The sequence below is a fragment of the Allobosea sp. Root670 genome, assembly GCF_001429415.1.
GTDB lineage: Bacteria > Pseudomonadota > Alphaproteobacteria > Rhizobiales > Beijerinckiaceae > Allobosea > Allobosea robiniae.
Map to the genome: position 1 here is coordinate 306,403 of NZ_LMJU01000017.1, position 24,989 is coordinate 331,391.

19 protein-coding genes are annotated in these 24,989 nt (G+C 66.5%); 10 read left to right on the forward strand and 9 right to left on the reverse strand.

Features of this window, described 5'->3' with window-relative positions; genetic code table 11:
* Nucleotides 1-15: 15 nt before the first annotated feature.
* From ASE61_RS26620 to ASE61_RS19475, 3 genes are all read right to left on the reverse strand, one after another.
* Nucleotides 16-495, reverse strand: coding sequence for a hypothetical protein (locus tag ASE61_RS26620; protein WP_156407166.1), 480 nt, complete (start codon nucleotides 493-495; stop codon nucleotides 16-18).
* Complete coding sequence (locus ASE61_RS19470; protein ID WP_162260127.1) at nucleotides 492-1,394, reverse strand: TIGR04255 family protein; 903 nt, start codon at nucleotides 1,392-1,394, stop codon at nucleotides 492-494. Before ASE61_RS19470 ends, ASE61_RS26620 begins: the two co-directional genes overlap by 4 nt.
* Before the next feature lie 107 nt (nucleotides 1,395-1,501).
* Nucleotides 1,502-1,711, reverse strand: a complete 210-nt coding sequence (locus ASE61_RS19475) for a hypothetical protein (protein ID WP_061969718.1) — start codon at nucleotides 1,709-1,711, stop codon at nucleotides 1,502-1,504.
* A gap of 14 nt (nucleotides 1,712-1,725) precedes the next feature.
* On the opposite strand from ASE61_RS19475, the gene ASE61_RS27435 reads away from it, so the two are divergent.
* The 5 genes from ASE61_RS27435 to ASE61_RS19495 all read left to right on the forward strand — a co-directional run bounded on the left by ASE61_RS27435 (nucleotide 1,726) and on the right by ASE61_RS19495 (nucleotide 6,842).
* The gene (locus ASE61_RS27435) at nucleotides 1,726-1,851 is read left to right on the forward strand and encodes a hypothetical protein (protein WP_274532885.1); all 126 of its coding nucleotides are present in this window, start codon (nucleotides 1,726-1,728) and stop codon (nucleotides 1,849-1,851) included.
* 216 nt (nucleotides 1,852-2,067) lie between these two features.
* A complete protein-coding gene (locus ASE61_RS19480) occupies nucleotides 2,068-2,937 on the forward strand; it encodes a hypothetical protein (protein WP_061969720.1) in 870 nt (289 codons plus the stop codon).
* 113 nt (nucleotides 2,938-3,050) lie between these two features.
* Nucleotides 3,051-3,326, forward strand: coding sequence for a hypothetical protein (locus tag ASE61_RS19485; protein ID WP_061969722.1), 276 nt, complete (start codon nucleotides 3,051-3,053; stop codon nucleotides 3,324-3,326).
* A 44-nt stretch (nucleotides 3,327-3,370) separates the two neighbouring features.
* Nucleotides 3,371-5,989 (forward strand): DNA ligase D, encoded by a 2,619-nt coding sequence (gene ligD / locus ASE61_RS19490; RefSeq protein WP_061969723.1) that lies wholly within the window; start codon nucleotides 3,371-3,373, stop codon nucleotides 5,987-5,989.
* A 67-nt stretch (nucleotides 5,990-6,056) separates the two neighbouring features.
* Nucleotides 6,057-6,842, forward strand: coding sequence for a Ku protein (locus ASE61_RS19495; RefSeq protein ID WP_061969725.1), 786 nt, complete (start codon nucleotides 6,057-6,059; stop codon nucleotides 6,840-6,842).
* Here the strand turns inward: ASE61_RS19495 and ASE61_RS19500 are convergent, their stop codons facing one another.
* The 3 genes from ASE61_RS19500 to ASE61_RS19510 form a co-directional block, all read right to left on the reverse strand.
* Nucleotides 6,843-7,679: a Ku protein gene (locus tag ASE61_RS19500; protein ID WP_061969727.1), complete on the reverse strand. Its 837-nt coding sequence runs from the start codon at nucleotides 7,677-7,679 to the stop codon at nucleotides 6,843-6,845. It abuts the gene before it with no gap.
* Nucleotides 7,680-7,727: 48 nt separating this feature from the next.
* Nucleotides 7,728-8,870 carry an MFS transporter gene (locus ASE61_RS19505; RefSeq protein ID WP_156407167.1) on the reverse strand — a complete coding sequence of 381 codons (1,143 nt, stop codon included), beginning with the start codon at nucleotides 8,868-8,870 and terminating at the stop codon, nucleotides 7,728-7,730.
* A 130-nt stretch (nucleotides 8,871-9,000) separates the two neighbouring features.
* Nucleotides 9,001-10,431, reverse strand: coding sequence for a PLP-dependent aminotransferase family protein (locus ASE61_RS19510; RefSeq protein ID WP_061969731.1), 1,431 nt, complete (start codon nucleotides 10,429-10,431; stop codon nucleotides 9,001-9,003).
* 130 nt (nucleotides 10,432-10,561) lie between these two features.
* On the opposite strand from ASE61_RS19510, the gene ASE61_RS19515 reads away from it, so the two are divergent.
* Nucleotides 10,562-11,224 carry a GNAT family N-acetyltransferase gene (locus ASE61_RS19515; RefSeq protein ID WP_061969733.1) on the forward strand — a complete coding sequence of 221 codons (663 nt, stop codon included), beginning with the start codon at nucleotides 10,562-10,564 and terminating at the stop codon, nucleotides 11,222-11,224.
* Between the two features lie 21 nt (nucleotides 11,225-11,245).
* On the opposite strand, the gene ASE61_RS19520 is transcribed toward ASE61_RS19515, so the two are convergent.
* Nucleotides 11,246-11,842, reverse strand: a complete 597-nt coding sequence (locus tag ASE61_RS19520; RefSeq protein WP_061969735.1) for an IMPACT family protein — start codon at nucleotides 11,840-11,842, stop codon at nucleotides 11,246-11,248.
* A gap of 217 nt (nucleotides 11,843-12,059) precedes the next feature.
* Between ASE61_RS19520 and ASE61_RS19525 the strand changes: the two genes are divergently transcribed.
* From ASE61_RS19525 to ASE61_RS19540, 4 genes are read left to right on the forward strand one after another with little or no spacing between them, the layout of a single operon-like run.
* Nucleotides 12,060-13,544, forward strand: coding sequence for an efflux transporter outer membrane subunit (locus ASE61_RS19525; RefSeq protein WP_061969737.1), 1,485 nt, complete (start codon nucleotides 12,060-12,062; stop codon nucleotides 13,542-13,544).
* A complete protein-coding gene (locus ASE61_RS19530; protein WP_061969739.1) occupies nucleotides 13,541-14,977 on the forward strand; it encodes an efflux RND transporter periplasmic adaptor subunit in 1,437 nt (478 codons plus the stop codon). The genes ASE61_RS19525 and ASE61_RS19530 overlap by 4 nt, the downstream gene beginning before the upstream one ends.
* A 13-nt stretch (nucleotides 14,978-14,990) precedes the next feature.
* Nucleotides 14,991-18,155 carry an efflux RND transporter permease subunit gene (locus ASE61_RS19535; protein WP_061969740.1) on the forward strand — a complete coding sequence of 1,055 codons (3,165 nt, stop codon included), beginning with the start codon at nucleotides 14,991-14,993 and terminating at the stop codon, nucleotides 18,153-18,155.
* Nucleotides 18,152-21,298: an efflux RND transporter permease subunit gene (locus tag ASE61_RS19540; protein WP_061969742.1), complete on the forward strand. Its 3,147-nt coding sequence runs from the start codon at nucleotides 18,152-18,154 to the stop codon at nucleotides 21,296-21,298. Before ASE61_RS19535 ends, ASE61_RS19540 begins: the two co-directional genes overlap by 4 nt.
* Nucleotides 21,299-21,322: 24 nt before the next feature.
* Here ASE61_RS19540 and ASE61_RS19545 read toward each other — a convergent pair whose 3' ends face one another.
* Nucleotides 21,323-23,671: a xanthine dehydrogenase family protein molybdopterin-binding subunit gene (locus ASE61_RS19545; RefSeq protein WP_061969744.1), complete on the reverse strand. Its 2,349-nt coding sequence runs from the start codon at nucleotides 23,669-23,671 to the stop codon at nucleotides 21,323-21,325.
* A gap of 263 nt (nucleotides 23,672-23,934) precedes the next feature.
* A complete protein-coding gene (locus tag ASE61_RS19550; protein WP_061969746.1) occupies nucleotides 23,935-24,948 on the reverse strand; it encodes an amino acid ABC transporter substrate-binding protein in 1,014 nt (337 codons plus the stop codon).
* Nucleotides 24,949-24,989: the final 41 nt, after the last annotated feature.

Here is a 24,989-nt window from a genome sequence, read left to right on the forward strand (position 1 = left end):
GTGTTGCCGTTCTCATCACGCGGCGGCGGCGTTAGCGGCAACTGCGCTCTCCGCAAAGGACTGCACCCACTCCCGAACGCGAGTAAAGTCCGAGGTAAGTTCGAACTCTTCCCCGTCCTCTGGAGTCATCGGCCCGCACCGCCATGCCCGAACTCGATACGGCGCCAAGACGTGGAGCTCGATGTCGGTGTCGTCAGAGTGCCACTCGATCTGCAAGTCGCCTCGCGCCCCCGGCACAATCGCTGGCGCTTCACCGTCCGCTGGGCAAACTCTCTGAAGCAGGTTCAGCGCAAACGACGCGGTTCCAAATCGAACAGGTCCAGCATTGTAGCCGTCCCAACCCCGGGGAAGAGCTGTCAAATGCTCCAGTCGCGTGACAATCATATGGGACCAGTTCTGATGGGCTGGTGGCACGACAGCACGCGTATTGTTCGGTAACTGAACCACATTGCCGAAGCGGCCTGCGGTGGTGGTCTGTTCCCACAGCGCGGTCATTTCAATCTTCCCCATGCCTCATGGGCAGAATCAGTCGTCAAGGTTGCGAATTTCTGAACAATGATGTCGCGCGCAATTCGCATGAATTCAAGTGCCCCACCGAGGGAAGGTTCCGCAGGGACGCCTCGAACAGTCAAATCGAACCGGATGGCCTGCTCCGCTCCGCCATCTGCCGAAGCGACCACGGCCGAGGCAGCATTGCAATAAAGCCGACCGATTGGCCCTCCGTTTCTCTCAATTACTTTTCGAAATACAACGTTAAAGTCATCCGTTGCCCCAACATTAGAGGCATCGAGAAATCGCAACCATTTCGCCCCCTCAGCGAATGTAGGTAAACTTCCCCTCAAGATATTAATGTACGACAACTCGCACTGATTGATCGCCAACGGCCCCTTTTCAAGCGAATTGAAGTAGTCCTCAATCTCCTTACATTCGCCAGCGAATTTATCGAGCATAGGCTCGAACCGAGGATAAACCAGATTGACGTTGCCGCGCCGGCGCCAATTATGGAGGAATCGATCATGCTGGAACTGCAGGAGCTCTTCACCTTCATTGGTGAGAAACCAGAACCGATCGTGACTTGCTCCTGAAAACAGCTGCAGATTCTGCTGCGGGGGCGTCGGAGGGCCGAACGTCTCGAACACAGGCTGGAGAGGCGGCTTCTCCTCCACTTTTGGAAACCTGTCTCGGAATAACCCCCAGACCTCGCCCGCGAAGATCTGCTGATAAGCCGCGTTTGGCTCGAATTGGATTCCAATCACGACCTCATCGAGAGGCGGATTCTGAAACTCAGGCAGATGTTCAGGTCGAGCCACAGCAGCACCTATCATGAGAGTTTGATAAGGGCACTGGTTTAGCCGCGCAAGACGCACGAGCGCATATGCTCCGATCGTCACCATTCCCATCGTCAGCCCGTGGCCCTTGTTGCCGTCGCCCGGTAGCTGAACCCGATTTGTTCTGTGAGGGGGGCGGGCATGAGTCCCTCTCCCGCTACCACTTCACCCCCTCAAGCTTTGCGGGTGGGGAAATGATCGCCGCCGATCATCTTCGTCAGGTGGCCTTCGATCGAAATCTCTGGAGCTGTTCCGGCCTCGGCCGGGTGAACCGTCACTGTCGCGATCAGGTCGCGCAGGGCGGCTTTTGATTCCGCTGCGAACGCCGCGTTGGCGCGGACTGTTTCGGCGAGCGTCTCGATCGCCGCCAGGTAATGCTTCACCGCGGCCGGGGGGCATGACGGTTGCTGTCTTCCGGGAGGCGAGCCAGCTCAGGCTCGACGTCGTCACGCTCCCTGCCCTGCCCCTTCATTCGGGCGTCGACAGCACCGCCGACATCCGGCTCTCGTCATCGCGGATGTGACGGCCTGCGCCCCGGCGGTGAGGAAGCGCAAGCTCCATCACCAATTGATCCGTCCTGCCGCGAGAGCTTCAGGAACCTATCCGCAGCGCCAGCCGTTTCGCCCTCACTTTCGCTCATCAGCAGGAGGGGCTCATGGACAGCATCATCTACCTCGTCGGTCTCGTGGTGGTCATCATGGCCATCCTGTCATTCCTCGGTCTTCGATAGGAATTCGCCATGTCCATGTCTGGAACGGACGTCGTCGTCGCTCCCGTGACCGTCAACAAGGAGTCTCGCTCCTATGTGCAGTGGGGACCGATCATCGGCGGCGCGGTGATCGCGACCGCCATCTCGACCATCATGACGGTCTTCGGCTCGGCGATCGGCCTGTCAATGGTCTCCGCCGATTTCGAGAAGAGCTCCAGCGCCACGGCGCTGGCGGTTGCAGGCGCTCTGTGGGCGCTTTGGGTCATGGCTTCGGCGACCATGGCCGGCGGCTACCTCGCGGGACGGATGCGCCAGCCGAGCTTCGATGCCAATGGCGAGGAGCGCAAGGTGCGGGATGCCACCCATGGCCTGCTCGTCTGGGCGACCGGCGCGCTGCTGATCACCGTCGTCGCGACCTCGTCGCTGTTCGGTGCGGCGAAGACGGCGGCCAGCGGCGTCGCCAGCGCCAGCTCCGGCGCAGCATCACTGGTCTCGCAGAATATCGATCCGCTCGCGATGGCGCTCGACAATGTCATGCGCGCGAATGGTCAGCAGCCGCCGACCGCAGAGGAGCGCGACGAAGCCTCCAGAATCTTCATCAACGCACTGAAGAACGGCAAGATCGAGCAAGGTGACCGGGACTATCTTGCTTCGCGGCTCGCCGCGCGTTCCGGCATCAGCGAGCAGGATGCGCAGAAGCGCATCGACGATGCCTATGCCCGGATCTCGCAGGCCAAGGAAACCGCCAAGCAGGCAGCGGAGCGTGCGCGCAAGATTGCTGTTCTGACCGCCTTCCTGACGGCGGCTGCGCTGCTGGTCGGTGCGGCTGCGGCTGCCTGGGCGGCCATGCTCGGCGGCGAGCATCGCGACGAGAACCTGCGGAGCGATCCGGCGCTCTGATCGGTCGAGGTTGCGTAGCCCGGCTCCGCCTGGAGCCGGGCATTTTTGCTGTTCTTCGAAACGATCGGGGCGCGCCAGCGTTGTTCCAGCAACACTTTCAGAAAGGGCATGCGATGATCGACCGTCACCACGAGCGAAATGGCAGCACCAACGGCCCGACCGAGCCGAACCAGCGGCCACCCGAAAAGCGCGAAGACGCTGCCGACGATGCGATGAAGGGTCCGAAGATCATTGCCGAGGGCAATCAGAAGCAGCGCGCGCAGGACCGGCACACGCCTCCCGCCGGCCCCCATGCGAAGGAGTCGCAGACGAACAAGGAGGCGACGCCGGGTTCCGGCGCTCTCCCGTCGACCAAGCCTGCTCGCCTTATCGAGCCCGGCACCGGCTGATCTTCATTCACCTCCCTCCGCGGGTTCGCATCGGATGGTGTTTCGTGGAAAAGCTGAAGATCTATCGCACCAAGCGCGATTTCAAGAAGACCAGGGAGCCGAGCGATTCGATCGCAGTGGCTCCTTCAAACCGCCTGCGCTTCGTCATCCAGAAGCATGACGCGACGCGGCTCCATTACGACCTGCGCCTGGAACTCGACGGCGTGTTCAAGTCCTGGGCGGTGACGCGCGGTCCCTCGCTCGATCCCGCCGACAAGCGCCTCGCGGTCGAGGTCGAGGACCATCCGCTCGCCTATGGCGATTTCGAGGGGACGATCCCGAAAGGGCAATATGGCGGCGGCACGGTGCAGCTTTGGGATCGCGGCTATTGGGAGCCCGAAGGCAAGCTCAGCCCGCAGCGCCAGCTCGAGAAGGGCGACCTCAAGTTCACGCTCGACGGCAAGCGGCTGCAAGGCAGCTTCGTGCTGGTGCGGATGAAGCACGACCGTGACGGCGGCAAGCGCACCAACTGGCTGCTGATCAAGCACCGCGACGACCATGCTGTCGATTCCGATGGCGATGCGATCCTGAAGGGCGACGCTTCGGTGGCCTCGGGCCGGACGATGAAGGCCATCGCGGCCGGACGCGGGCGCTCGCCCAAGCCCTTCCTCCTGGCCGAGCAGGCGGTCGACGCAGATGCGGTCTGGGACAGCAAGCAGGGCTTGGCGGCCGAGGAGCGCGCAGGCAGGCCGGTGCGCAACAAGGCCGGGACCGCCCGCCCGAAAGCGCGCAAGGCGGCGGCGACCGATGTGCCCAGCTTCGTCCCACCGCAGCTCTGCCGGAGCGTGGAGCGGCCGCCGGCAGGCAGGGGCTGGGTCCACGAGATCAAGTTCGACGGCTACCGCATCCAGGCACGCATCGTCGCAGGCAAAGTCACGCTGAAGACGCGCAAGGGGCTCGACTGGACCAGGAGGTTCGGTGCCGTCGCCAAGGCGTTCAAGGAGCTGCCGGACTGCATCATCGATGGCGAGGTCGTTGCGCTCGACGACCATGGTGCGCCGGATTTCGCTGCGCTTCAGGCCGCCTTGTCAGAGGAGAAGACCGAGAACCTCGTCTTCTTCGCCTTCGACCTGCTCTTTCTCGAAGGCGAGGATTGGCGCAAGCAGCCACTCCTTGCCCGCAAGGAAAGACTGGCTGCGCTGATACGGGACGCGGCCGACGGCGTCACGCTCCGTTATGTCGAACATTTCGAGACCGGCGGCGATGCGGTGCTGAAATCCGCCTGCCGCCTGTCGCTCGAGGGCATCGTCTCCAAGCAGGGCGATGCGCCCTACATCTCCGGCCGCAGCGACACATGGACGAAGGCGAAATGCCGCGCCGGCCACGAGGTCGTCATCGGCGGCTGGGCGACCACGGCGGGCAAGTTCCGTTCGCTTCTCGTCGGCGTCCATCGCGGTCCGCATTTCATCTATATCGGCCGGGTCGGCACCGGCTATGGCGCCGCAAAGGTCGAAAAGCTGCTGCCGCGCCTCAAGGAGCATGAGGCCGAAACCTCGCCCTTCACGGGCAAAGGCGCCCCGCGTCGAGCGGCCGGCGTCCATTGGGTCGAGCCCGCCCTTGTCGCCGAGATCGAGTTCGCAGGCTGGACCGGCGACGGCATGGTCCGTCAGGCCGCCTTCAAGGGCCTGCGCGAGGACAAGCCCGCGGCGGAGGTCGAGACCGAGCTGCCGGCGCCAGCAGCAAAAGCCGCCCCGCCGAACCCCGCGCCAGCGCGCGGCGGCCGGGTCGATGTGCTCGGCGTGCCGCTGTCCAAGCCCGACAAGCCGCTTTGGCCCGATGCCGAGGACGGCGAGCCCGCCACGAAACTCGATCTCGTCCGCTACTTCGAAACCGTCGGGGCCTGGCTGCTGCCGCATATCCAGGGCCGGCCCTGCTCGCTGCTCAGGGCGCCCGACGGGATCGAGGGCGAAATCTTCTTCCAGCGCCATGCCGGTTTGGGAACGTCGAGCCTGTTCGAGCTGGTGAAGATTTCCGGCGACAGGAAGCCCTATCTCCAGATCGACCGGATCCAGGCCCTGATCGCCACCGCCCAGATCGGCGGGATCGAACTGCATCCCTGGAACTGCCGGCCCGGCGAGCCCGAGGTTCCCGGGCGGCTGGTCTTCGATCTCGATCCGGGACCGGGCGTTTCCTTCGATGCGGTGATCGCTGCGGCCAAAACGATGAAGGAGCGGCTCGATGCGCTCGGCCTCGTCAGCTTCTGCAAGACCACCGGCGGCAAAGGTCTCCATGTCGTGACGCCGCTGGCGAAGCCCGGCCGCAACGCCCCGGACTGGCCGGCAGCCAAGGATTTCGCCCGCCGTGTCTGTGGGCAGATCGCAGCCGACGAGCCGGAGCGCTATGTCATCAACATGGCCAAGCGCCTGCGCGAGGGGCGCATCTTCCTCGACTATCTCCGCAACGACCGGATGGCGACGGCGGTGGCGCCGTTATCGCCGCGCGCGAGATCGGGAGCACATGTCTCGATGCCGCTGACCTGGCCGCAGGTGAAGGTCGGGCTCGACCCAGCCCGCTACACCATTCGCACCGTTCCGAAGCTGCTGGCCGCGAGCAAGGCCTGGGCGGACTATGACGAAGCCGAGCGGCCTCTCGCGGAGGCGATCAAGAAGCTCGGCCGTTCCTGACCTGCGGGCGGCAGCATCGGAACGGATAGGCAGCCGATGCGTTTCGCGTCCGATCGAAGAGGCTTCCATGGCGCAACGGACATTCTGGAAAGGCTATCTCAAGCTCTCGCTCGTGACCTGCCCGGTGGCGATGATGCCGGCACGCTCCGAGAGCGAGAAAGTCCGTTTTCACACGCTGAACCGCAAGACGGGGCATCGCATCCAGAGCCGCTTCGTCGATGCGGTCACCGGCAAGCCGGTCAGCGATGACGACGAGGTCAAGGGCTATCCCAAGGGCGACGACGACTACGTCATGCTGGATGACGACGAGCTCGACGCCGTGGCGCTGGACAGCACGCGCACCATCGATATCGAGCTCTTCGCGCCGCGCTCCTCCGTCGGCTGGATCTGGTACGACACGCCGCATTACCTCGTGCCGGACGGCAAGATCGGCGACGAAGCCTTTTCCGTGATCCGCGAGGCGATGAAAGCGACCAGGACCGTCGGCATATCCCGCGTCGTGCTCTACCGGCGCGAACGGGCCGTGCTGCTGGAGCCGCGCGACAGGGGCATCGTGCTTTGGACGCTGCGTTATGGCGACGAGGTCCGTGACGAGGGGGATTATTTCACCGACATCGGGAAAGCCAAGCCGGAGCCCGATATGCGCGCGCTCATGGAGAAGCTCATCGCCTCGCGCACGAAGGACTGGTCGCCGGAGCTCGTGCAGGATCCGGTTCAGGACGAATTGCTGGATATCATCAAGGCCAAGCAGAAGGGCCGCAAACCGGCCCGAAAAGACGCGCCGGCCGCCAGCGAAGGCAATGTCATCAGTATCATGGATGCGCTCAAGCGCAGCCTCGAACCCCGGAAGTGATCAGCCCGCCTTGCGCCGCGGCTCGGCCTTGGCCGCCAGCTTGTCGGCCGATTTGCCGCTTTTGCCAGGCTTGGCGCTCTGCCTGAGAGCATCGAGCAGATTGACGACCTTGGCGGGCTCGCTCCGCTTCACCGGCTTGATCTTGCGGCCTTCGATTTTCGCCTTGACCAGTTCGGCCAGCGCGGTCTCGTAGCGATCGTCGAAGGCCTTGGGGTCGAAGCGGCCGGCCTTGGTCCGAATGATGTGCTCGGCGAGCTCCAGCATCTCGCCCTCGATCTTCAGCTTCGGGATGTCGTCGAAGGCGCTCTCCACCGGACGCACCTCGTAGTCGAAATTGAGGGTCGTCGCGATCATCCCGGCATCGTGCGGCCGGATCAGGATCGAGCGCATCCGCCGGAAGATCACGGTGCGCGCCAGGGCGGCGGTCTCGCGGCTCGCCATGACCTCGCGGATCAGCGCGAAGGCCTCGGCTGCGACGGGCGTGCTCGGCGTCACATAATAAGGCCGGTCGAAGAACAGGTCGTCGATCTCGTCGCAAGGCAGGAAGGTCGCGACATCGAGTGTCTTGTCGCTTTCAGGAATAGCCTCGGCGATCTCCTCCGGCTCCAGCATGATGTAGTCGCCGTCGCCGCGATCATATCCCTTGACCTGGTCTTCCTTCTCGACCGGCTTGCCCGTGACAGCGTCGATGAACTGGCGATGGACGCGATGGCCGGTCTTGCGGTTCAGCGTGTGGAAGGAGATGCGCTCGCTGGTCGACGCGGCGGTGTAGAGCGCCACCGGGCACGTGACTTCGGCGACCTTGAGGATGCCCTTCCAGATTGCTCGCGGCGCCATGAATGTTCCCCAGGGATTGCGCCCATGCGGGACGTCCGAGATCAACGGCTACCGCGCGCCCCGGTTCCGTGGCGAGGAGGCGGCGACGACGAGCACGACCGTGACCATCAGGCAGCTCACCACGATCAGGGCCGTCGACAGCGAAACGGCCGTCATGACCGCGCTGGCGATGATGATCCCGATCGCATTCGCTGTCCGCAGCAGAGCGAAGACCTCGGGCCGCTTCCTGGGAGGCGCGAGGGAATCGAGGACAAGCGAATAATAGGTGCCGAGGGGAGCCAGGACCCCTCCGATCAGCACGGCGCCGAGGACCGTGACCGTCATCGATATCTGTAGCGCGGCGAGGATGGCACCGGCCGTCATGATCATCAGCTGGATCAGGACGGCGCGGCGGCTTCCCATGCGGTTGCGGACGCTGACCCAGACACCGCCGAGCACCGAGGCGATACAGAGCGGGACGGTGAAAAGGATCGCCAGGGCGGGCGCGTAGCCGAAATGCAGCGCCAGCGCGACGGCGCCGATCTCCAAGGCCGCCACGGTCGAGCTACCCGCCGCCGCGCAGATCAGCCAGAGCAGGATCGCCGGGCTGATGATCGAGGCATCGGCCTGATGCATCTCCTCCGTCGCCATCGACCCGACGGTCGGAACGAGCAGGGCCGGAATCGCGCCGAGAGCGGCGATGACCAGAACGGCGAACACGGGCGACAGGGTGCCCAGCCCGGAAGCCGCGACGGGAGCCAGGACGAACGTCACCTCGTTGAGCGTGGCCGCAATGCCGAGCGCTCTCGGCAGCTTCGCCGGTGGTGCGAGCTGGTTGAGAACGGTCCGCAGATATCCGAAGGCGGCGCCGTTCACGGCCCCCGCGAGCGCCGAGAACGCCACCAGCCAGATGAAGGGCGCTGCGTAATGCGCCAGCAGGGCGACGACAGCGAGGGCCACCGTGCGAAAGATCACCAGCAGGCGCAGGAAGGTCGTCGGCGGCAAGCCATGCCCCGCCCGGGTGATCGGGATGGCGCCGGCGACCTGGGCCAGCGTCATCGCCAGGATCATCCCCGCCCCGCCGCTGGTGTCGCCCGTCAGAGCAAGGGCGACCAGCGCGAAGGCGACAGGGCCGGCCGCCTGGGGAACGGTCAGCGTCGCGGAGGAGATGAACCACCGAACCAGCGGCGCGGCGCTCGATATTCTGGTCATGGAACGCGTCATGGGCCGGCCCCGGAGAAGAGGGCCGGGCCGTTCCCGGACATTCAAATCCCGTCACGGGATCGAGGACGTTACCTCGGGAGCCTGATTAGCAATCCATGCCACACTGTCAATGCGCCGCTCACACCGCCCGCCGCGCCCGCCGCATGATATCGGCCAGCGCGGCGACATGGGTCTGCACGGTTGCCGGGACGACGCGCGCTATGCCGAAAACCAGGCCCGGCCTCGCTCGCCCCAGATGGAAGCGCGCCATCGGCTGCATCGCAAAGCCATTCGCCTTCAAGCTTTCGGCAACGGCTCGGTCGTCGACATGCGGATCGCGGAACCATGTCGCCAATTGAAGCCCGCCGGCTCCGGCGCCGATCTGCAAGGCATCCCCGCAATGCTGCTCGAGCGCTGCAACGCTCGCCGCCATGCGAGCGGCGTAGAGGGCCTTCATCTTGCGGATATAGCCACGCAGGCGACCGTCCCGCATGAAATCGGCCAGGGCCGCCTGGATGTGGATCGGCACGACGGCGCCTTGCAGTTGCAGCGCGGCTGAGAACGCCTCCAGCAACCGCACCGGGACGATCGCATAGGCGACGCGTACCCCCGGCGCGAAGATCTTGGAGAAGGTGCCGAGATAGGCGACGAGGCCGTTGCGATCGATGCCCTGCAGCGCCGCGATCGGTCGCGAGCCGTACTGGAACTCGCTGTCGTAATCGTCCTCGATCACGACGGCACCATGCGCCTGCGCGGCATCCAGCAATGCGAGCCGCCGTTGCAGGCTCATCGTCACACCCGTCGGGTATTGATGCGAGGGCGTCACGTAGATCAGGCGCGGCGGCGGCCCGGCAGCCTTCGCGACGTCGATCCCGGCCTCGTCGCAAGGCACGGGAACGATCCTGGCCCCGCCCTCGCGCAGGAGTGCCTGTGCCGTGGGATAACCCGGCTCCTCCATCCAGGCCACGCCGCCGGTCGGATCGCCCGGCCGCATCAGCACACGGATCAGCAGGTTGATGGCCGCCCGGGTCGAGGGCACGATCATGACCTGCTCCGGCCGCGCCAGGACGCCTCGCGTCTTGGCGACATGATCGAGGATCGCCTCCCGCAGCGCCGGAAGGCCGTCCGCCTCGCCATATCCGAGATCGTGAATGCGCAGGGAACGGGCGCGCGCACCAAGATAGCGCGCCCAGCCTGCATGCGGGAAATCCGCGAGGTCGGGCACGCCCGGCTCGAAAAGCCTGGAAGGCGCAGGCTGGCGAACCGGCTCGGAAACACCCGCGGCGGGCTTGAGCAGGAGCGGGGGCGGCCCCGCCCCGATCGCGGCGACGCGCGTGGCCGAGCCTGCCTGCGCCAAGAGATAGCCATCGGCCTTCAGGCGCTCATAGGCCTGGACCACGGTCGAGCGGGCGACGCCGAGCGCCGCGGCCAGATCACGCGAGGACGGCAGACGGTCCCCGGCCGGCAGCGTCCCGTCGAGGATGCGATCCCGAAACCCGCGATAGAGCTGCCCTTCGAGATCGCCGGCCGCCCTCTCCAGCGGCCGCCAGGCGAAGGCCTTTGCCGGCATCGTCACATCGCAAAGTGGTTTGGTCAGATTGAAAGAAGTGGCAGTATACATCACACCACAAAATCCGCCAGTGATGCGCTGCTGCAGCTTCGGCGGCAGAGGCAACCACGCATGAAATCAGGGCATCGCCATGGATCTGTCGGATTGGAAGGGCGTTCCCCGCCCCGAGAGGATTGTGCTGGAAGGGCGCTATGCCCGGCTCGAGCCGCTCGATCCCGCCAGGCACGGGAAGGACCTGCTCGCCTCAGCCCGCGAACCCGGAGCGGATGATCGCTTCCGTTACCTGTTCGAGGATGCGCCCGCCGACATGACGGCGCTCAGCCCCTGGCTCGAAAAGGCCTCGGCCTCGGCCGATCCGCTCTTCTTCGCGGTCGTCGACAGGAACTCCGGACGGGCAGAGGGCCGGCAGGCGCTGATGCGGATCGATGCCGTGCACGGCGTCATCGAGATCGGCAATATCCTGTGGGGTCCCGCGATCGCCCGCAGCCGCGTCGCGACGGAGGCGCTCTATCTCTTCGCGCGCTACGCTTTCGATACGCTGGGCTATCGCCGGTTCGAATGGAAGTGCAACGACCACAACGCGCCCTCGAAGCGCGCGGCGCAGCGCTTCGGCTTCACGCCGGAGGGCGTCTTCCGGCAGCATATGGTGCAGAAGGGCCGGAATCGCGACACCGCGTGGTTTGCGATGGTCGACGCCGACTGGCCGCGCCTCCGGACGGGCTACGAAGCCTGGCTCGCACCCGAAAACTTCGACTCAGACGGTCAGCAGCGTGCCAGGCTCGACTTCGGTTGAGCCCGCGTTGCGGCTACCTGCCTATTCGTCCCATCTGATCACCGCGCGCCCGCTGGTGAGATCCATCACCAGCCGGGTCACGCCATCGATTTCGGCCTTTGGAGTCGAGACCGCCAGGACCGCGCCGGTATCCGTGAAAGCCTGATCCCGCAACTGCACGCCCGGCACGGCGCCGAGCCGCGCCTGGACCAGGGTCAGATCGCCGAAGCCGCATGTGACCGTTGCAGGGACGGTCTCGATGAGCGCCGCCTTCGCCGCCTCGCGCAGGCATTGGGCAGCCGTCCCGCCATAGGCGCGCATCAACCCGCCGCTGCCCAGCAGGACACCGCCGAACCAGCGCATGACGACGACGGCGACGCCGTCGAGCCCCTGCCCGTCTATGGCGGCGAGGATCGGCTTGCCTGCGGTGCCGCTCGGCTCTCCGTCATCGTTGAACCGGTAGCTCTGCCCGAACCGCCACGCCCAGCAATTGTGACTGGCCGCCGGGTCCGATCGTGCGGCGATGAAGTCCCTGGCCGCCGCCTCGTCCGCAACCGGGCCCGCCACCGCGATGAAGCGGCTTTTCTTGATCTCCTGCCGGGCAGTGCTGAGTTCGACGAGGGTGAAGCGCGCGACCATGCGCCCGTGTAGCACGGTGCAAGCCGGGCGAACCACGACCCGCCCGTCATGGCTGCAAGCGCCGTGCGGCGTAGACCCCATGCCGGCGAACCGGCAACGGCGCCCCGGTGGCAAACATGAAGAGAAATTCACTTTCTCTCTCGCGTCGTTAGCTCTAGAAGCGGCTCTGTCGCGCCGTGTTCCGCGTTCTTTCGAATCGAGGCTGGAGAAGAGCGGAATGGTGCCGGACTACAGGCGTGATCTTGCGGGACACGCGGTCGGACATTCGCTTTTCCGTCTTTCTTCCGCGGCAGCCATCGCTCTTTGCCTCGGTGCCTGCCTGCCGGCCGACCAGCGTCCCGATCTCGGCGTCACCGTTACGCGCAACTATGCCGCCGGTGAGCGACGCGCATCGCCTGCCGTCTCGCCGGACTGGCCGCGCCTGTTCCGTTCGCGCGAACTGGACCGGCTGATCGAGCGGACGGCCGGCGCCAATTTCGACATCGCCATCGCCATGACACGGATTCGTCAGGCCGACGCGCAGTCGCGGGTCTCGGCGGCAGCGCTCTACCCGACGCTGAGCGGTTCGAGCGATGCTTCGCGCAGCCTGCGGCCCGGCACGCTGGGTTCGAAGCGCGGACCGTTCAGCGACAGCGTCGGCAACCAGTTCAGCCTCGGCCTCTCGGCGAGCTACGAGCTCGACTTCTGGGGCAAGAACCGCGCGAGCGCCGATGCCGGGCGTTTCGCGGCCGAGGCGACGCGCTTCGACCGTGATGTGGTGGCGCTGACTGCCGTCTCCAGCGTGACCACGACCTATTTCCAGGTTCTGGAGGCGCAGGACCGCCTGCGCATCGCCCGCGAGAATATCGCCGTCGCCGAACGGACGCTCAAGGTCATCCAGGCGAGGCTCTCGGTGGGCACCGCGACCCAGCTCGACATCGCGCAGCAGGAAAGCGTCGTGGCGCAGCAGAAGGCCTCCGTGCCGGCCCTCGAACTCGCGCAGCGCCAGGCCAAGGTCACGCTCGCCGTCCTCGTCGGCGAGACGCCGGCCGCCATCACGATCAAGGGCGGCAGCCTCAATGCGATCGCCGTGCCGAGCGTGCGCGCCGGCCTGCCCTCGCAATTGCTGCAGCGCCGGCCCGACATCGCCGAGGCCGAAGCCAGGCTGACCTCGCAGGAGGCGACGCTTTATGCCGCCCGCGCGGCGCTCTATCCGAGCATCAGCCTGACCGGCCAGGGCGGGCTCGAAAGCGCATTGCTGAAGAACCTGCTGCGGCCCGATGCCGCCTTCGCCTCGGCGGCGGCCGGCCTCGTCCAGCCGATCCTCGACGGTGGCAACCTGCGCGCCAGGGTCGAACTCGAACGCGGCGCCGCCGACGAACTGATCGCGACCTATCGCAAGACCATCGTCAGCGCCTTTGCCGATGTCGAGAATGCGCTGATCGCGATCCAGGAAAACACCCGCCATGAGCGCCTGCAGGCGGAGGTCGTCGCCTCTGCGCGGCGCGCCTATTCCATCACCGAGCAGCGGCTCCGCGAGGGCACTATCGACATCGTGACGCTCCTGAACACCCAGCAGACCCTGTTCCAGGCGCAGGATCAGCTCTCGCAGATCAAGCTGCGCAAACTCACTGCGTATGTCGACCTGTTCAAGGCGCTGGGCGGCGGCTGGTCCGAGGCTGATCGCCGCGCCGCCATCACAGCGACAGAGGCGGCGGAATGAAGCGTCTTCTCGTCCTTCTCGTGCTGATCGCCGCCGCCTGGGGCTGGCATAGCTATAATGGCGGCTGGATGCCCCAGAGCGGAGACGGCGTCTCGACCGGCCAGCAAGGCGCCGGGCGCGGCGGAAGGCGTGCCCGCTTCGGCGGCGGTGAGGGGCCGATCCCGGTGATCGCGACCGCGGCGCGCCGCGGCGACGTGCCTGTCACGGCCGATGCCGTCGGCACGATCCAGGCGCTGAACACCGTGACGGTGCGCACGCAGGTCGACGGAAGGCTGCTCGAAATCGCCTTCAAGGACGGCCAGGACGTCAAGAAGGGCGATATCCTCGCCAAGGTCGATCCGGCGACCTACCAGGCGCAATACGACCAGGCCATGGCCAAGAAGGCGCAGGACGAGGCGCAGCTCGCCAATGCCCGCGCCGATCTCGAGCGCTATGCCAAGCTCGCCCAGACCGATTACGGCTCGCGCCAGCAGGCCGACACCCAGCGCGCCACGGTGGCGCAGCTCGAAGCGCAGGTCCGCGCCGACCAGGGCGCGATCGACAATGCCAAGGCCATTCTGGACTACACCACGGTCCGCGCCCCGATCGACGGCCGCCTCGGCATCCGCCAGGTCGACCAGGGCAATATCGTGCGCGCCTCCGATACGAACGGCCTCGTGGTCATCACCCAGCTCAGGCCGATCGCCATGATCTTCAACCTGCCGCAGCAGCAGCTTCGCGCCGTCAGCGCAGCCGTGGCACGCGGACCGGTCGAGGTCGATGCGCTCGATTCCGACGGCACGACGATCATCGACAAGGGCGTCGTCGAGGTCATCGACAACGTCGTCGACCAGACCACCGGCACGATCAAGGTCAAGGCCCGCTTCCCGAACGAGCGGCTCCAGCTCTGGCCGGGCCAGTTCGTCAATGTCCGGGTCTTCGTCGACGTACTGAAGAATGTCGTGGTCGCCCCGACCGCCGCGATCCAGCGCGGGCCGAACGGTGCCTACGTCTTCGCCGTCGACGAGGACGAGACGGTGCGGCAGGTCGCGGTCACCGTCGGCCAGCAGACCGAGACGACCGCCGTGATCACCGCCGGCGTCGAGCCGCCGGTCAAGCTCGTCACCACCGGCTTCGCCCGCCTGACCGACAAGGCGAAGGTGCGCGTCTCAACGCCGGAGGAGGCAGCCCAGCCGCCGGCCGCCGCGCCCGGCCGCCGCGGCACGCGCGAGCCCGGCCAGGGCCAGGGGCGGCGGCGCGACCAGCAGGGCGGCGGCGATGCCTCCGGAGCCGGCTCGGCCGCCCCGGCGCCGGAAGCACCCGCCGGAACCGACGGCACCCGCCAGAACCGGCAGCGGCGCAACGGTGCAGCCCCTTCGGAAAGCGCGCCGCCCGGCGGGCAGGGTTCCCCTGCCGGCGGATCGGGTGCACAAAGACCGCAAGCGCAGCCATGACGGGGCAGCCGCGATGAGCGTGTCCGCGCCTTTCATCAGCCGGCCCATCGCGACCTCGCTGCTCGGCATCGCGGTGCTGCTCTGCGGCATCCTCGGCTATCTGCGCCTGCCGGTTGCGGCGCTGCCGCAGGTCGATTTCCCGACCATCCAGATCACCACGCAATTGCCGGGCGCGAACCCCGAGACGATCGCCTCGCTGGTGACGGCGCCGCTGGAGCGGCAGTTCGGCCAGATCCCGGCGCTCTCGACGATGTATTCGCAGAGCTCCTTCGGGCTCAGCCAGGTCACCCTGCAATTCGACCTCGACCGCGACATCGACGCGGCCGCGCAGGACGTGCAATCGGCGATCAATGCGGCAGGCTCGACGCTGCCGCGCACCCTGCCCTATCCGCCGACCTACGCGAAGATCAACCCGGCCGATGCGCCGATCATGGTGCTGGCGCTGACCTCGGACACCGTCTCGCTGCGCCAGCTTAGCGACCTCGCCGACACGCTGCTCTCGCCGCGCCTGTCCGAGGTCTCCGGCGTCGGCCATGTCTCGCTCGAAGGCGGCGTCAGGCCGGCGATCCGCATCCAGGCCGATCTCGCGCGGCTCGCCGCCTACGGGCTCGGCATGGAGGACCTGCGCACGGCAACCGTCGCCGCCAATGTCTCCGGCGCCAAGGGCGCGCTCGACGGCAATCACCAAGCCTACACGATCAGCGCCAACGACCAGATCGGCAGCGCGAGCGCCTATCGCGACATCGTCGTCGCCTATCGCAGCGGCGCGCCGGTCTTCCTGCGCGACGTCGCGGTGGTGCTGGAAGACCTGGAGAACAGCCGCGTCGGCGCCTGGTACAAGGGCAAGACGGCGGTCGTCCTCGACGTGATGCGCCAGCCGGGCGCCAACATCGTCACCACGGTCGCCAGGGTGAAGGAGGAGATTCCGCGCCTCAAGAGCGGCATGCCGGCCGGTGTCGAATTGCAGGTAGTCAGCGACCGCACCGAGACGATCCGCGCCTCGATCGCGGACGTGCAGTTCACGCTGGTGCTGGCCTGCGCGCTGGTCGTGCTGGTCGTGCTGCTCTTCCTGCGCACGGTGCGCGCCACGATCATCGCCGGCGTGGCGCTGCCGCTCTCGCTGATCGCGACCTTCGCGGTGATGTGGCTTTGCGGCTTCAGCCTCGACAATCTCTCGCTGATGGCCCTGACCATCGGCACCGGCTTCGTCGTCGACGATGCGATCGTGATGATCGAGAACATCGTGCGCAACATGGAGCAGGGCAAGAAACCGCTCCGGGCGGCCTATGACGGCGCCCGCGAGATCGGCTTCACCGTCATTTCGCTGACGGTTTCGCTGGTCGCGGTCTTCATCCCGCTGCTGTTCATGACCGGGCTCGTCGGCCGCATGTTCCGCGAGTTCGCCCTGACGCTCACCATCGCGGTCGTGGTCTCGGCGATCGTCTCGCTGACGCTGACGCCGATGATGTGCGCGCGGCTGCTCCGCCATAAAGATGGCAAGCGCGAGAACCCGCTGATGCGGCTGGCGGAATGGCCGGTCTCGGCGATGGCGCGGCTTTACGAGGTGACGCTCGGTTGGGCCCTGAAGGTCCGCGGCCTCGTGCTGCTCGCGACCCTGGCGACGCTGGTGCTGACGGTGTGGATGTATGTCGTCATCCCCAAGGGCTTCCTGCCGAGCCAGGATACCGGCCTGCTCAATGTCGTCATGGAATCCTCGCCGGACGTCTCCTTCAACGAGATGAAGCGTTTGCAGGAACAGGTGTCGCGGGCCTTCGAGCAGGACGGCGATGTCACCGGCGTCGTCGCGGTTCTCGGCATCGGTCAGGCCAACACCACGCTCAACACGGCCCGCATGACGGTGACGCTGCGCCCCAAGGACGAGCGGCATGACGACGCGGTCGTGATCGCCGAGAGGCTGCGCGCGCTGGCCGCCGCGATCCCCGGCGTCGTGGCCTATGTCCAGCCGGTTCAGGACATCCAGATCACGACCCGCGCCAGCCGCTCGCAATACCAGTACACCCTGACCGGCGCCGACCAGTTGCAGGTGATGGAATGGGCCCGCAAGCTCTCGGAGGCGCTGCGGCGGGAAGCGATCGTGCGCAACGTCGCCAACGAGGCGCAGGATGGCGGGCTTCGCGCCCGCGTCGAGATCGACCGGGCCAAGGCCGGGCGGCTCGGCATCTCGATCCAGGCCGTCAACGACACGCTCTACGACGCTTTCGGCCAGCGCCAGATCGCCACGATCTACGAGCAGTCGAACCAGTATCGCGTCATCCTGGAGGCGGCGCCGCAATATCTGCGCGACCCCTCTGCGCTCACGAAGCTCTACGTCACCGGCAACACCAATACCCAGGGCCAGACCAATTCCGCCGGCAGCTCGACGGTGACGCAGAACAGCGTGCAGGTGCCGCTCTCCTCCTTCACCCGATTGATCCGCGAGACCGCGCCGCTTTCCATCGCCCATCAGGAGCAGTTCCCGGCCGCGACGGTCTCCTTCGATCTGGCGCCCGGCGAGGCACTCGGCGATGCCGTCAAGATGATCGCCGCCGTCGAGCGCGAGATCGGCATGCCCAGCGCGATTTCGGGCTCCTTCAGCGCCGATGCGGCGGAGTTCAACCGCTCGCTTGCCAACCAGCCCTGGCTGATCCTCGCGGCGATCGTGACGATCTATCTCGTTCTCGGCATCCTCTACGAGAGCTATGTCCACCCCTTCACGATCCTGACGACGCTTCCTTCCGCCGGCGTCGGCGCCCTCCTCGCCTTGATCCTGACCGGCCGCGAACTCTCGATCGTGGCGCTGATCGGCATCATCCTGCTGATGGGCATCGTCAAGAAGAACGCGATCATGATGATCGACTTCGCGCTCGAGGCCGAGCGGCATGAGGGCCTCTCGCCGGAGGAAGCCATCGTCAAGGCCTGCCTGCTGCGTTTCCGGCCGATCATGATGACGACGCTGGCCGCCCTGCTCGGCGCCCTGCCGCTTGCGCTGGCGACCGGCACGGGCAGCGAATTGCGCCAGCCGCTCGGCATCACCATCGTCGGCGGCCTGCTGCTCAGCCAGCTGCTGACGCTCTACACCACCCCGGTGATCTATCTCGCACTCGAAAAGCTGCGCCGGCGCCTCGGCGGCGGCCCGGACGGCGTCGTGCCCTATCCCGATCCGGAGGCCGCCGAATGAGCGACGCCCCCGACGAGGACAAGGGCTGGAAATCGGTGCGGGGCCTCTCCGACGCCTTCATCCTGCGTCCCGTCGGCACCACGCTGATGGCGATCGGCCTCTTCCTCGTCGGCATGGTCGCCTACATGTTCCTGCCGGTGGCGAGCCTGCCGAGCGTCGACTTTCCGACGATCCGCGTCTTCGCCAGCCGGCCCGGCGCCGATCCGGCGACGATGGCCGGCAGTGTCGCCGCGCCCCTGGAGCGCCGGCTCGGCTCGATCCCCGGCGTGACGGAGATCACGTCCCGTAGCTCGCTCGGCTCGACCTCGATCGTGCTGCAATTCGACCTGACGCGGAATACCGACAGCGCCGCCCGCGACGTCCAGGCGGCGCTCAACGCGGCCGCGACCGATCTGCCCGGCGACCTGCCGACCCTGCCGCAATTCCGCAAGGCCAATCCCAACGCCGCGCCGATCCTGATCCTGGCCCTGACCTCGGACACGATGACGCCGAGCGCGATGTACGACGCGGCCGACACCGTCATCGCCCAGCGCATCGCGCAGGTCGAGGGCGTCGGCGAGGTCACGGTCAACGGCGCCGAGCAGCCGGCGATCCGCGTGCGCGTCGACCCCGCCCAGCTCGCCGCCATGGGCCTGAGCCTCGATACGATCCGCACGGCCATCGTCAACGCGAACACCGTCTCGGCGGTCGGCTCCTTCGACGGCGGGCGATTGAGCGAGACGCTCTCCGCCAACAACCAGATCCGCCAGCCCGAGGATTACGGCAACATCGTCGTGCGCTCGGCCAAGGGCACGGTGGTCCGGCTCGCCGATGTCGCCACCGTCGAGCGCGGCGTGCGCAACAGCCGCGCCGCCGGCTGGTACAATGGCAAGCCGGCGATCCTCATCACCATCACCAAGCAGGCCGACGCCAACGTCATCGACACGGTCGACCGGGTGAAGGCGCTCCTGCCCGAGATCCAGAAATGGGTGCCCGCCGGCATCCAGTTCTCGATCATGTCGGACCGCACCGTCACGATCCGCGCCTCGATCGCGGATATCCAGCATACGCTGCTGATCTCGATTGCCCTGGTGATGCTGGTCGTCTTCCTGTTCCTGCGACGCACGACCCTGACGGTCGCGGCCGGTGTCACCGTACCGCTCTCGATCGCCGGCACTTTCGCGGCGATGTGGGTGGCCGGCTTCACGCTCGACAATCTCTCGCTGATGGCGGTGACCATCTCGGTCGGCTTCGTCGTCGACGACGCCATCGTCATGATCGAGAACATCGAGCGCAATGTCGCGAAAGGCATGTCGCCGCTGCGGGCCGCTCTGCTCGGCGCCGGCCAGATCGGCTTCACCGTGATCTCGATCAGCCTGTCCCTGATCGCGGCCTTCATCCCGCTTTTCTTCATGGACGGGGTGGCGGGCCGCTTCTTCCGCGAGTTCACGCTGACCCTGACCTTCGCGATCCTCGTCTCGACGGTGGTCTCGCTCAGCGTCACGCCGATGGTCTGCGCGCATTTCCTGAAAGCCGGGCCGCATGCCCCCAGCCGCTTCGATCGCATCGTCGAGCGCGTGCTGTCGGGGATGACGCGCTTCTATGGCCGCACGCTCACGATCGTGCTGCGGCATAGCTGGCTCATGCTCGTCGTGATGATCGCCACGGTGGTGCTGACCGTGCAGATGTTCCGCAGCGCGCCGAAGGGCTATTTTCCGCAGGACGATACCGGCCTCGTCATCGGCTTCACCCAGGCCTCGACCGATATCTCCTTCCCGGCGATGATGCAGCTCCAGCAGCGTGGCGCCGCCATCGTCGCGGCCGATCCCGCCGTCTTCGGCGTCGCCTCCTTCATCGGCGGCGGCGGCTCGGTGAATACCGGGCGCTTCTTCGTCAGCCTCAAGCCACTGGAGGAACGTGGCGTCAGCTCGGCGCAGGTGGTCAACCGGCTGCGCGGACGCCTCTCCTCGATCCCGGGCCTGCGCATCTTCCTGACCCCGGTGCAGGATGTGCGCGCCGGCGGGCGGCAGGGCCGCTCGCAATACCAGTTCACGCTCTGGGACCCCGACCTGCCCGAATTGCAGGAATGGGTGCCCAAGGTGCTGGAGAAGCTGCGCACCCTGCCAGAACTCGTCGATGTCTCGACCGATCGCGAGCAGGGCGGGCTCGAGGCGCAGGTCGTGATCGACCGCAACAAGGCCTCGCAGCTCGGCGTCGCGATCCAGGCCATCGACAACGTGCTGGCCGATGCCTTCAGCCAGCGCCAGATCTCGACGATCTACGGCGCGCGCAACCAGTACCGCGTCGTGCTCGAAGTCGCGCCCTCGCGCAGCCGCGATCCCGAGGACATCCTCGATCTCTACGTGCCCGGCCGCAACGGCAGGCAGGTGCCGCTGCGCAGCCTGGTCAAGGTCGAGCGCGGTACCGCCCCGCTCGTGATCAACCACCAGGGCCAGTTCCCGGCAGTGACGATCACCTATGACCTCGCGCCCGGCGTCGGCATCCAGGAGGCGAGCGACGCCGTCGTCGCCGCCGTCGAGGGCCTGCACATGCCGGCCTCGCTCCGGGCCGAGTTCGCGGGAGATGCCAAGGCGTTCGCGCAAGGGGCCGGCAGCCAGGGCATGATGATCCTGGTCGCGATCCTGGCCGTCTACATCATCCTGGGCGTGCTCTACGAGAGCCTGATCCACCCGGTGACGATCCTCTCGACCCTGCCCTCGGCGGGCCTGGGCGCGCTGATCGCCCTGCGGATATCCGGCACCGACCTCACCATCATCGCCTTCATCGGCATCATCCTGCTGATCGGCATCGTCAAGAAGAACGGCATCATGATGGTCGATTTCGCCATTGCCGCCGAACGCCAGCGCGCGATGCCCTCGCGCGAGGCGATCTTCGAGGCCTGCCTCGAACGCTTCCGGCCGATCCTGATGACGACCCTTTCGGCCATGCTCGGCGCGGTCCCGCTGATGATCGCGACCGGCCCCGGTGCCGAACTGCGCCGCCCGCTCGGCATCACCATCGTCGGCGGGCTGATCCTGAGCCAGATCCTGACGCTCTACACCACGCCGATCATCTATCTCTGGATGAGCAAGCTGGGCCGCCGCCGGGCCTCGCGGGAGGCCGCCGGCCCATCCCCGGCTCAAGGGGATCCCGGCCCGGCTTGAGCCGGGGCGCGGGCGCCGTGACCGCTATCGCGCGTGGATGGCCCGCCAGATCGCCTGCGGCGTCGCCGGCATGTCGATATGGCGCACGCCATGAGGCGAAAGCGCATCGACGATCGCGTTCATCACCGAAGGCAGCGAGCCGGCGCAGCCGGCCTCGCCACAGCCCTTGGCGCCGACCGGGTTGGTCTGCGTCGGGACGCCCTGGCTGATGAAGGAGAAGAAGGGCACGTCGGCGGCGCGCGGCATCGCGTAATCCATGTAGGACCCGGTCAGGAGCTGGCCGTTCTCGTCATAGGAGGTCATCTCGCAGATCGCCTGGCCGATGCCCTGCACGACGCCGCCATGGAGCTGCCCCTCGACGATCATCGGGTTCACCAGCACCCCGAAATCATTGACCATGACATAGCTGGCGATCTCGACATGGCCGGTGTCCGGGTCGATCTCGACCTCGGCGATATGGCAGCCGTTGGGATAGGCCGAAGGCGCCGCCTTGAAGACGTGGTCGACATCGAGCGTCTTGGGCAAATCATCCGGTAGCGCCGCGCCCGCCTGAAGCTTCCGCACCAGCTCCATGATGCCGATCGAGCGATCGGTTCCGGCAATGCTGAAGCGGCCCTCGGTGAATTCGATATCGGCGACAGCCGCTTCAAGGAAATGCGCGCTCAGGAGCTTGCCCTTCTCGATGACGCGCTCGCTCGCCTCGATGATCGCCGAGCCGCTCGCCATGATCGATTTCGAGCCGCCGGTGCCGCCGCCCGCGATCAGGCGATCGCTGTCGCCCTGCACGAGCCTGATCCTGTCGAAGGGCACGCCGAGTTGGCTGGTCAGGACCTGGGCGAAGGGGGTCCAGTGGCCCTGCCCGTAATCGAGCGTCCCGGTGACGATGGTGACCGTGCCGTCCGGCTCGAAATGGATGCCGCCCATCTCGTTGCTCGGCGGGGCGGTGACCTCGAGATAGCAGCCGATGCCGCGGCCGCGCAGCTTGCCGGCCTTGCGGCTGGCGCGTTCGCGCGCCCGGTAGCCCTTCCAGTCGGCCGCCTCCAGCGCCCGCGCGAAGAGCCCCGGGAAATCGCCGCTGTCATAGACCGTCCCGATCGGGGTCTTCCACGGCAGTTGGGCGGGCGCGATCAGGTTGCGTTGCCGGAGGACGGCCGCGTCGATCCCCATCTCGCGGGCGGCGCTGTCGACCAGCCGCTCCATGAAGTAATTGCCCTCGGGGCGCCCGGCCCCGCGATAGGCCCCGATCGGCGCGGTATTGGTGAGCGCGCAGCGCGTCTGCACCTCGACCAGCGGCGTGCGATACATGCCGACGCTGTTCTTGCCGATGTTCAGCGTCGCCATCATCGGGCCGGGCGGAGAGAGATAGCCTCCCATATTGCCGAAGCCGGTGAAGCGCGTGGCGAGGAAGCGCCCGCGCGCATCGAGCGCGAGCTCCGCCTCGAACGCCATGTCGCGGCCGTGATGGTCGGAGACGAAGCTCTCCGAGCGCTGGTCGGCCCATTTCACCGGCTTCTTCAGGAGCCGCGCCGCATGCAGCAGCACGACATATTCCGGGAACACCGCCGACTTCATGCCGAAGGAACCGCCGACATGGCCGGTCACCAGGCGCATCCGCTCCTGCGGCACGCCCATCGCCGCGGCGAGGTTGTTGCGCATGCCGAAGGCACCCTGGCTCGGGGCATGGAGCGTGTAGCGCTTCGCCTTGCGGTCATAGGTTCCGATCGCCGCGCGCGGCTCGATCGGGTTCACGACGATGCGGTTGTTGACGATCCGCACCCTGGTGACATGCGCGGCCTCCGCAAAGGCCGCCGCGACCTTGCCGGCATCGCCGAAATGATAGTCGATGACGAGATTGCCGGGAACGTCGTCGAAGAGCTGGGGCGCACCGGGCGCAAGCGCAGCCTCGGCCGATGTCACCGCGGGCAGGATGTCGATATCGAGCGACACGGCCTCGGCCGCATCGCGGGCCTGCAGTGCCGTGCGGGCGACGACCATGGCGACGGGATCGCCGACGAAGCGAACCTTGTCTCCCGTCAGCGCGTGCCGGACCGGTTTCCTCATGGCTGTGCCGTCGCGGTTCGACAGGTCGACCTGGCATTTCAGCGCGCCATAGCCCTGGCCGTCGAGGTCGGCAGCGGTGTAGATCGCGACGACGCCCTTCATGGCTTTCGCGTCGGCCGTGTCGATGCCGCGAATGATGCCATGCGCATGGGGGCTGCGGACGAAGGCCGCGTGGAGCTGGCCGTCCAGCGACAGGTCGTCGGTATAGCGCCCTTCGCCGCGCACGAGGGTCGCATCCTCCTTACGCGGCAGCGACTGGCCGATCCCCGCATTGACCGCCGGACGATCGGCCTGAGAAACATGCATGTTCATCGCAAGGCACCGCAGTCGAATGAAAGCCGAAGCGGCGCCCTGAGCGGATCAACAGGGAGCGCCTCGGCCTCGTGCGGGCACCGCCGCGTTATTCAGCCGCGATACCCAACTGTGGTGATCATAGGCATCCTGAAGCGCATTGGCGCCTGTGTTCGCGGCATAGCGCCATTGACCCTGGCGTAGCCCGGCGGCGACCGAGAGGCATCGTCGCGGGACGCTGTTCCTTTGTCGATTCCGCTGGACATCGCCGGGGAGCATCTTCGTCAGCGAACAGGCGGAGCGTATTGCAGGCCGCCTTTCGACCAGAGATTGTTGGCGCCGCGCGGAATGCCCAGCGGCGATGACGGCCCGAGATATTTCTCATAGCTCTCGCCGTAATTGCCGACCTGCTTGACGATCCGGTAGGCCCAGTCCTTGGTCAGCCCGAGCCCCTCGCCGAGATTGCCGTCGACGCCGAGGAAGCGCTTGATCTCGGGATTGGCCGATTTCAATTGCTCGTCGGCATTGGCCGAGGTCAGGCCCAATTCCTCGGCATTGACCATCGCGTAATGCGCCCAGCGGACGATATTGGCCCAGGCTTCGTCGCCGCGACGAACCGCCGGCCCGAGCGGCTCCTTCGAGATGAGCTCGGGCAGGATCACGAAGTCCTGGCCATTGGCGACCTTCAGGCGATAGGCATAGAGCGCCGACGCATCGGTGGTGAAGACGTCGCAGCGGCCGGTCTCGAACGCCTTGATGGCCTCGTCGCCCGAAGCGAAGCTCACCGGCTCGTATTTCATCCCGTTCTTCTGGAAGAAGTCGGCGATGTTCAATTCGGTCGTCGTGCCACCCTGGACACAGACGGTCGCACCGCCGAGGTCCTTCGCCGATTTGATTCCGAGCGACTTTTTGACCATCAGCGCTTGCCCGTCGAAATAGGTGATCGCCGAGAAGGACAGGCCGAGCGTCGTGTCGCGCGACAGCGACCAGGTGGTCTGGCGCGAGAGCACGTCGACCTCGCCCGACTGCACGACCGCGAAGCGATCCTTCGGGTTGAGCGAGATGTATTTGACCTTCTTGGCATCGCCCAGGACCGTCGCGGCGACGGCGCGGCACAGATCGACATCGAGCCCGCCCCACTGCCCCTGCGCATTCGGCAGCGAGAAGCCGGGAACGCCCGGGCTCGTTCCGCAGATCAGCTCACCGCGCTCCTTGACCTTCTCCAGCGTGCCCGCCTGTGCCGCCGCAGCCGATACCAGAACCGCCGCTGCCCCGAAAACCACCTGCAATGCCTTCATCGTTCCCTCCCGATTATTCTTTAAAGGTCATAAGACTAGCC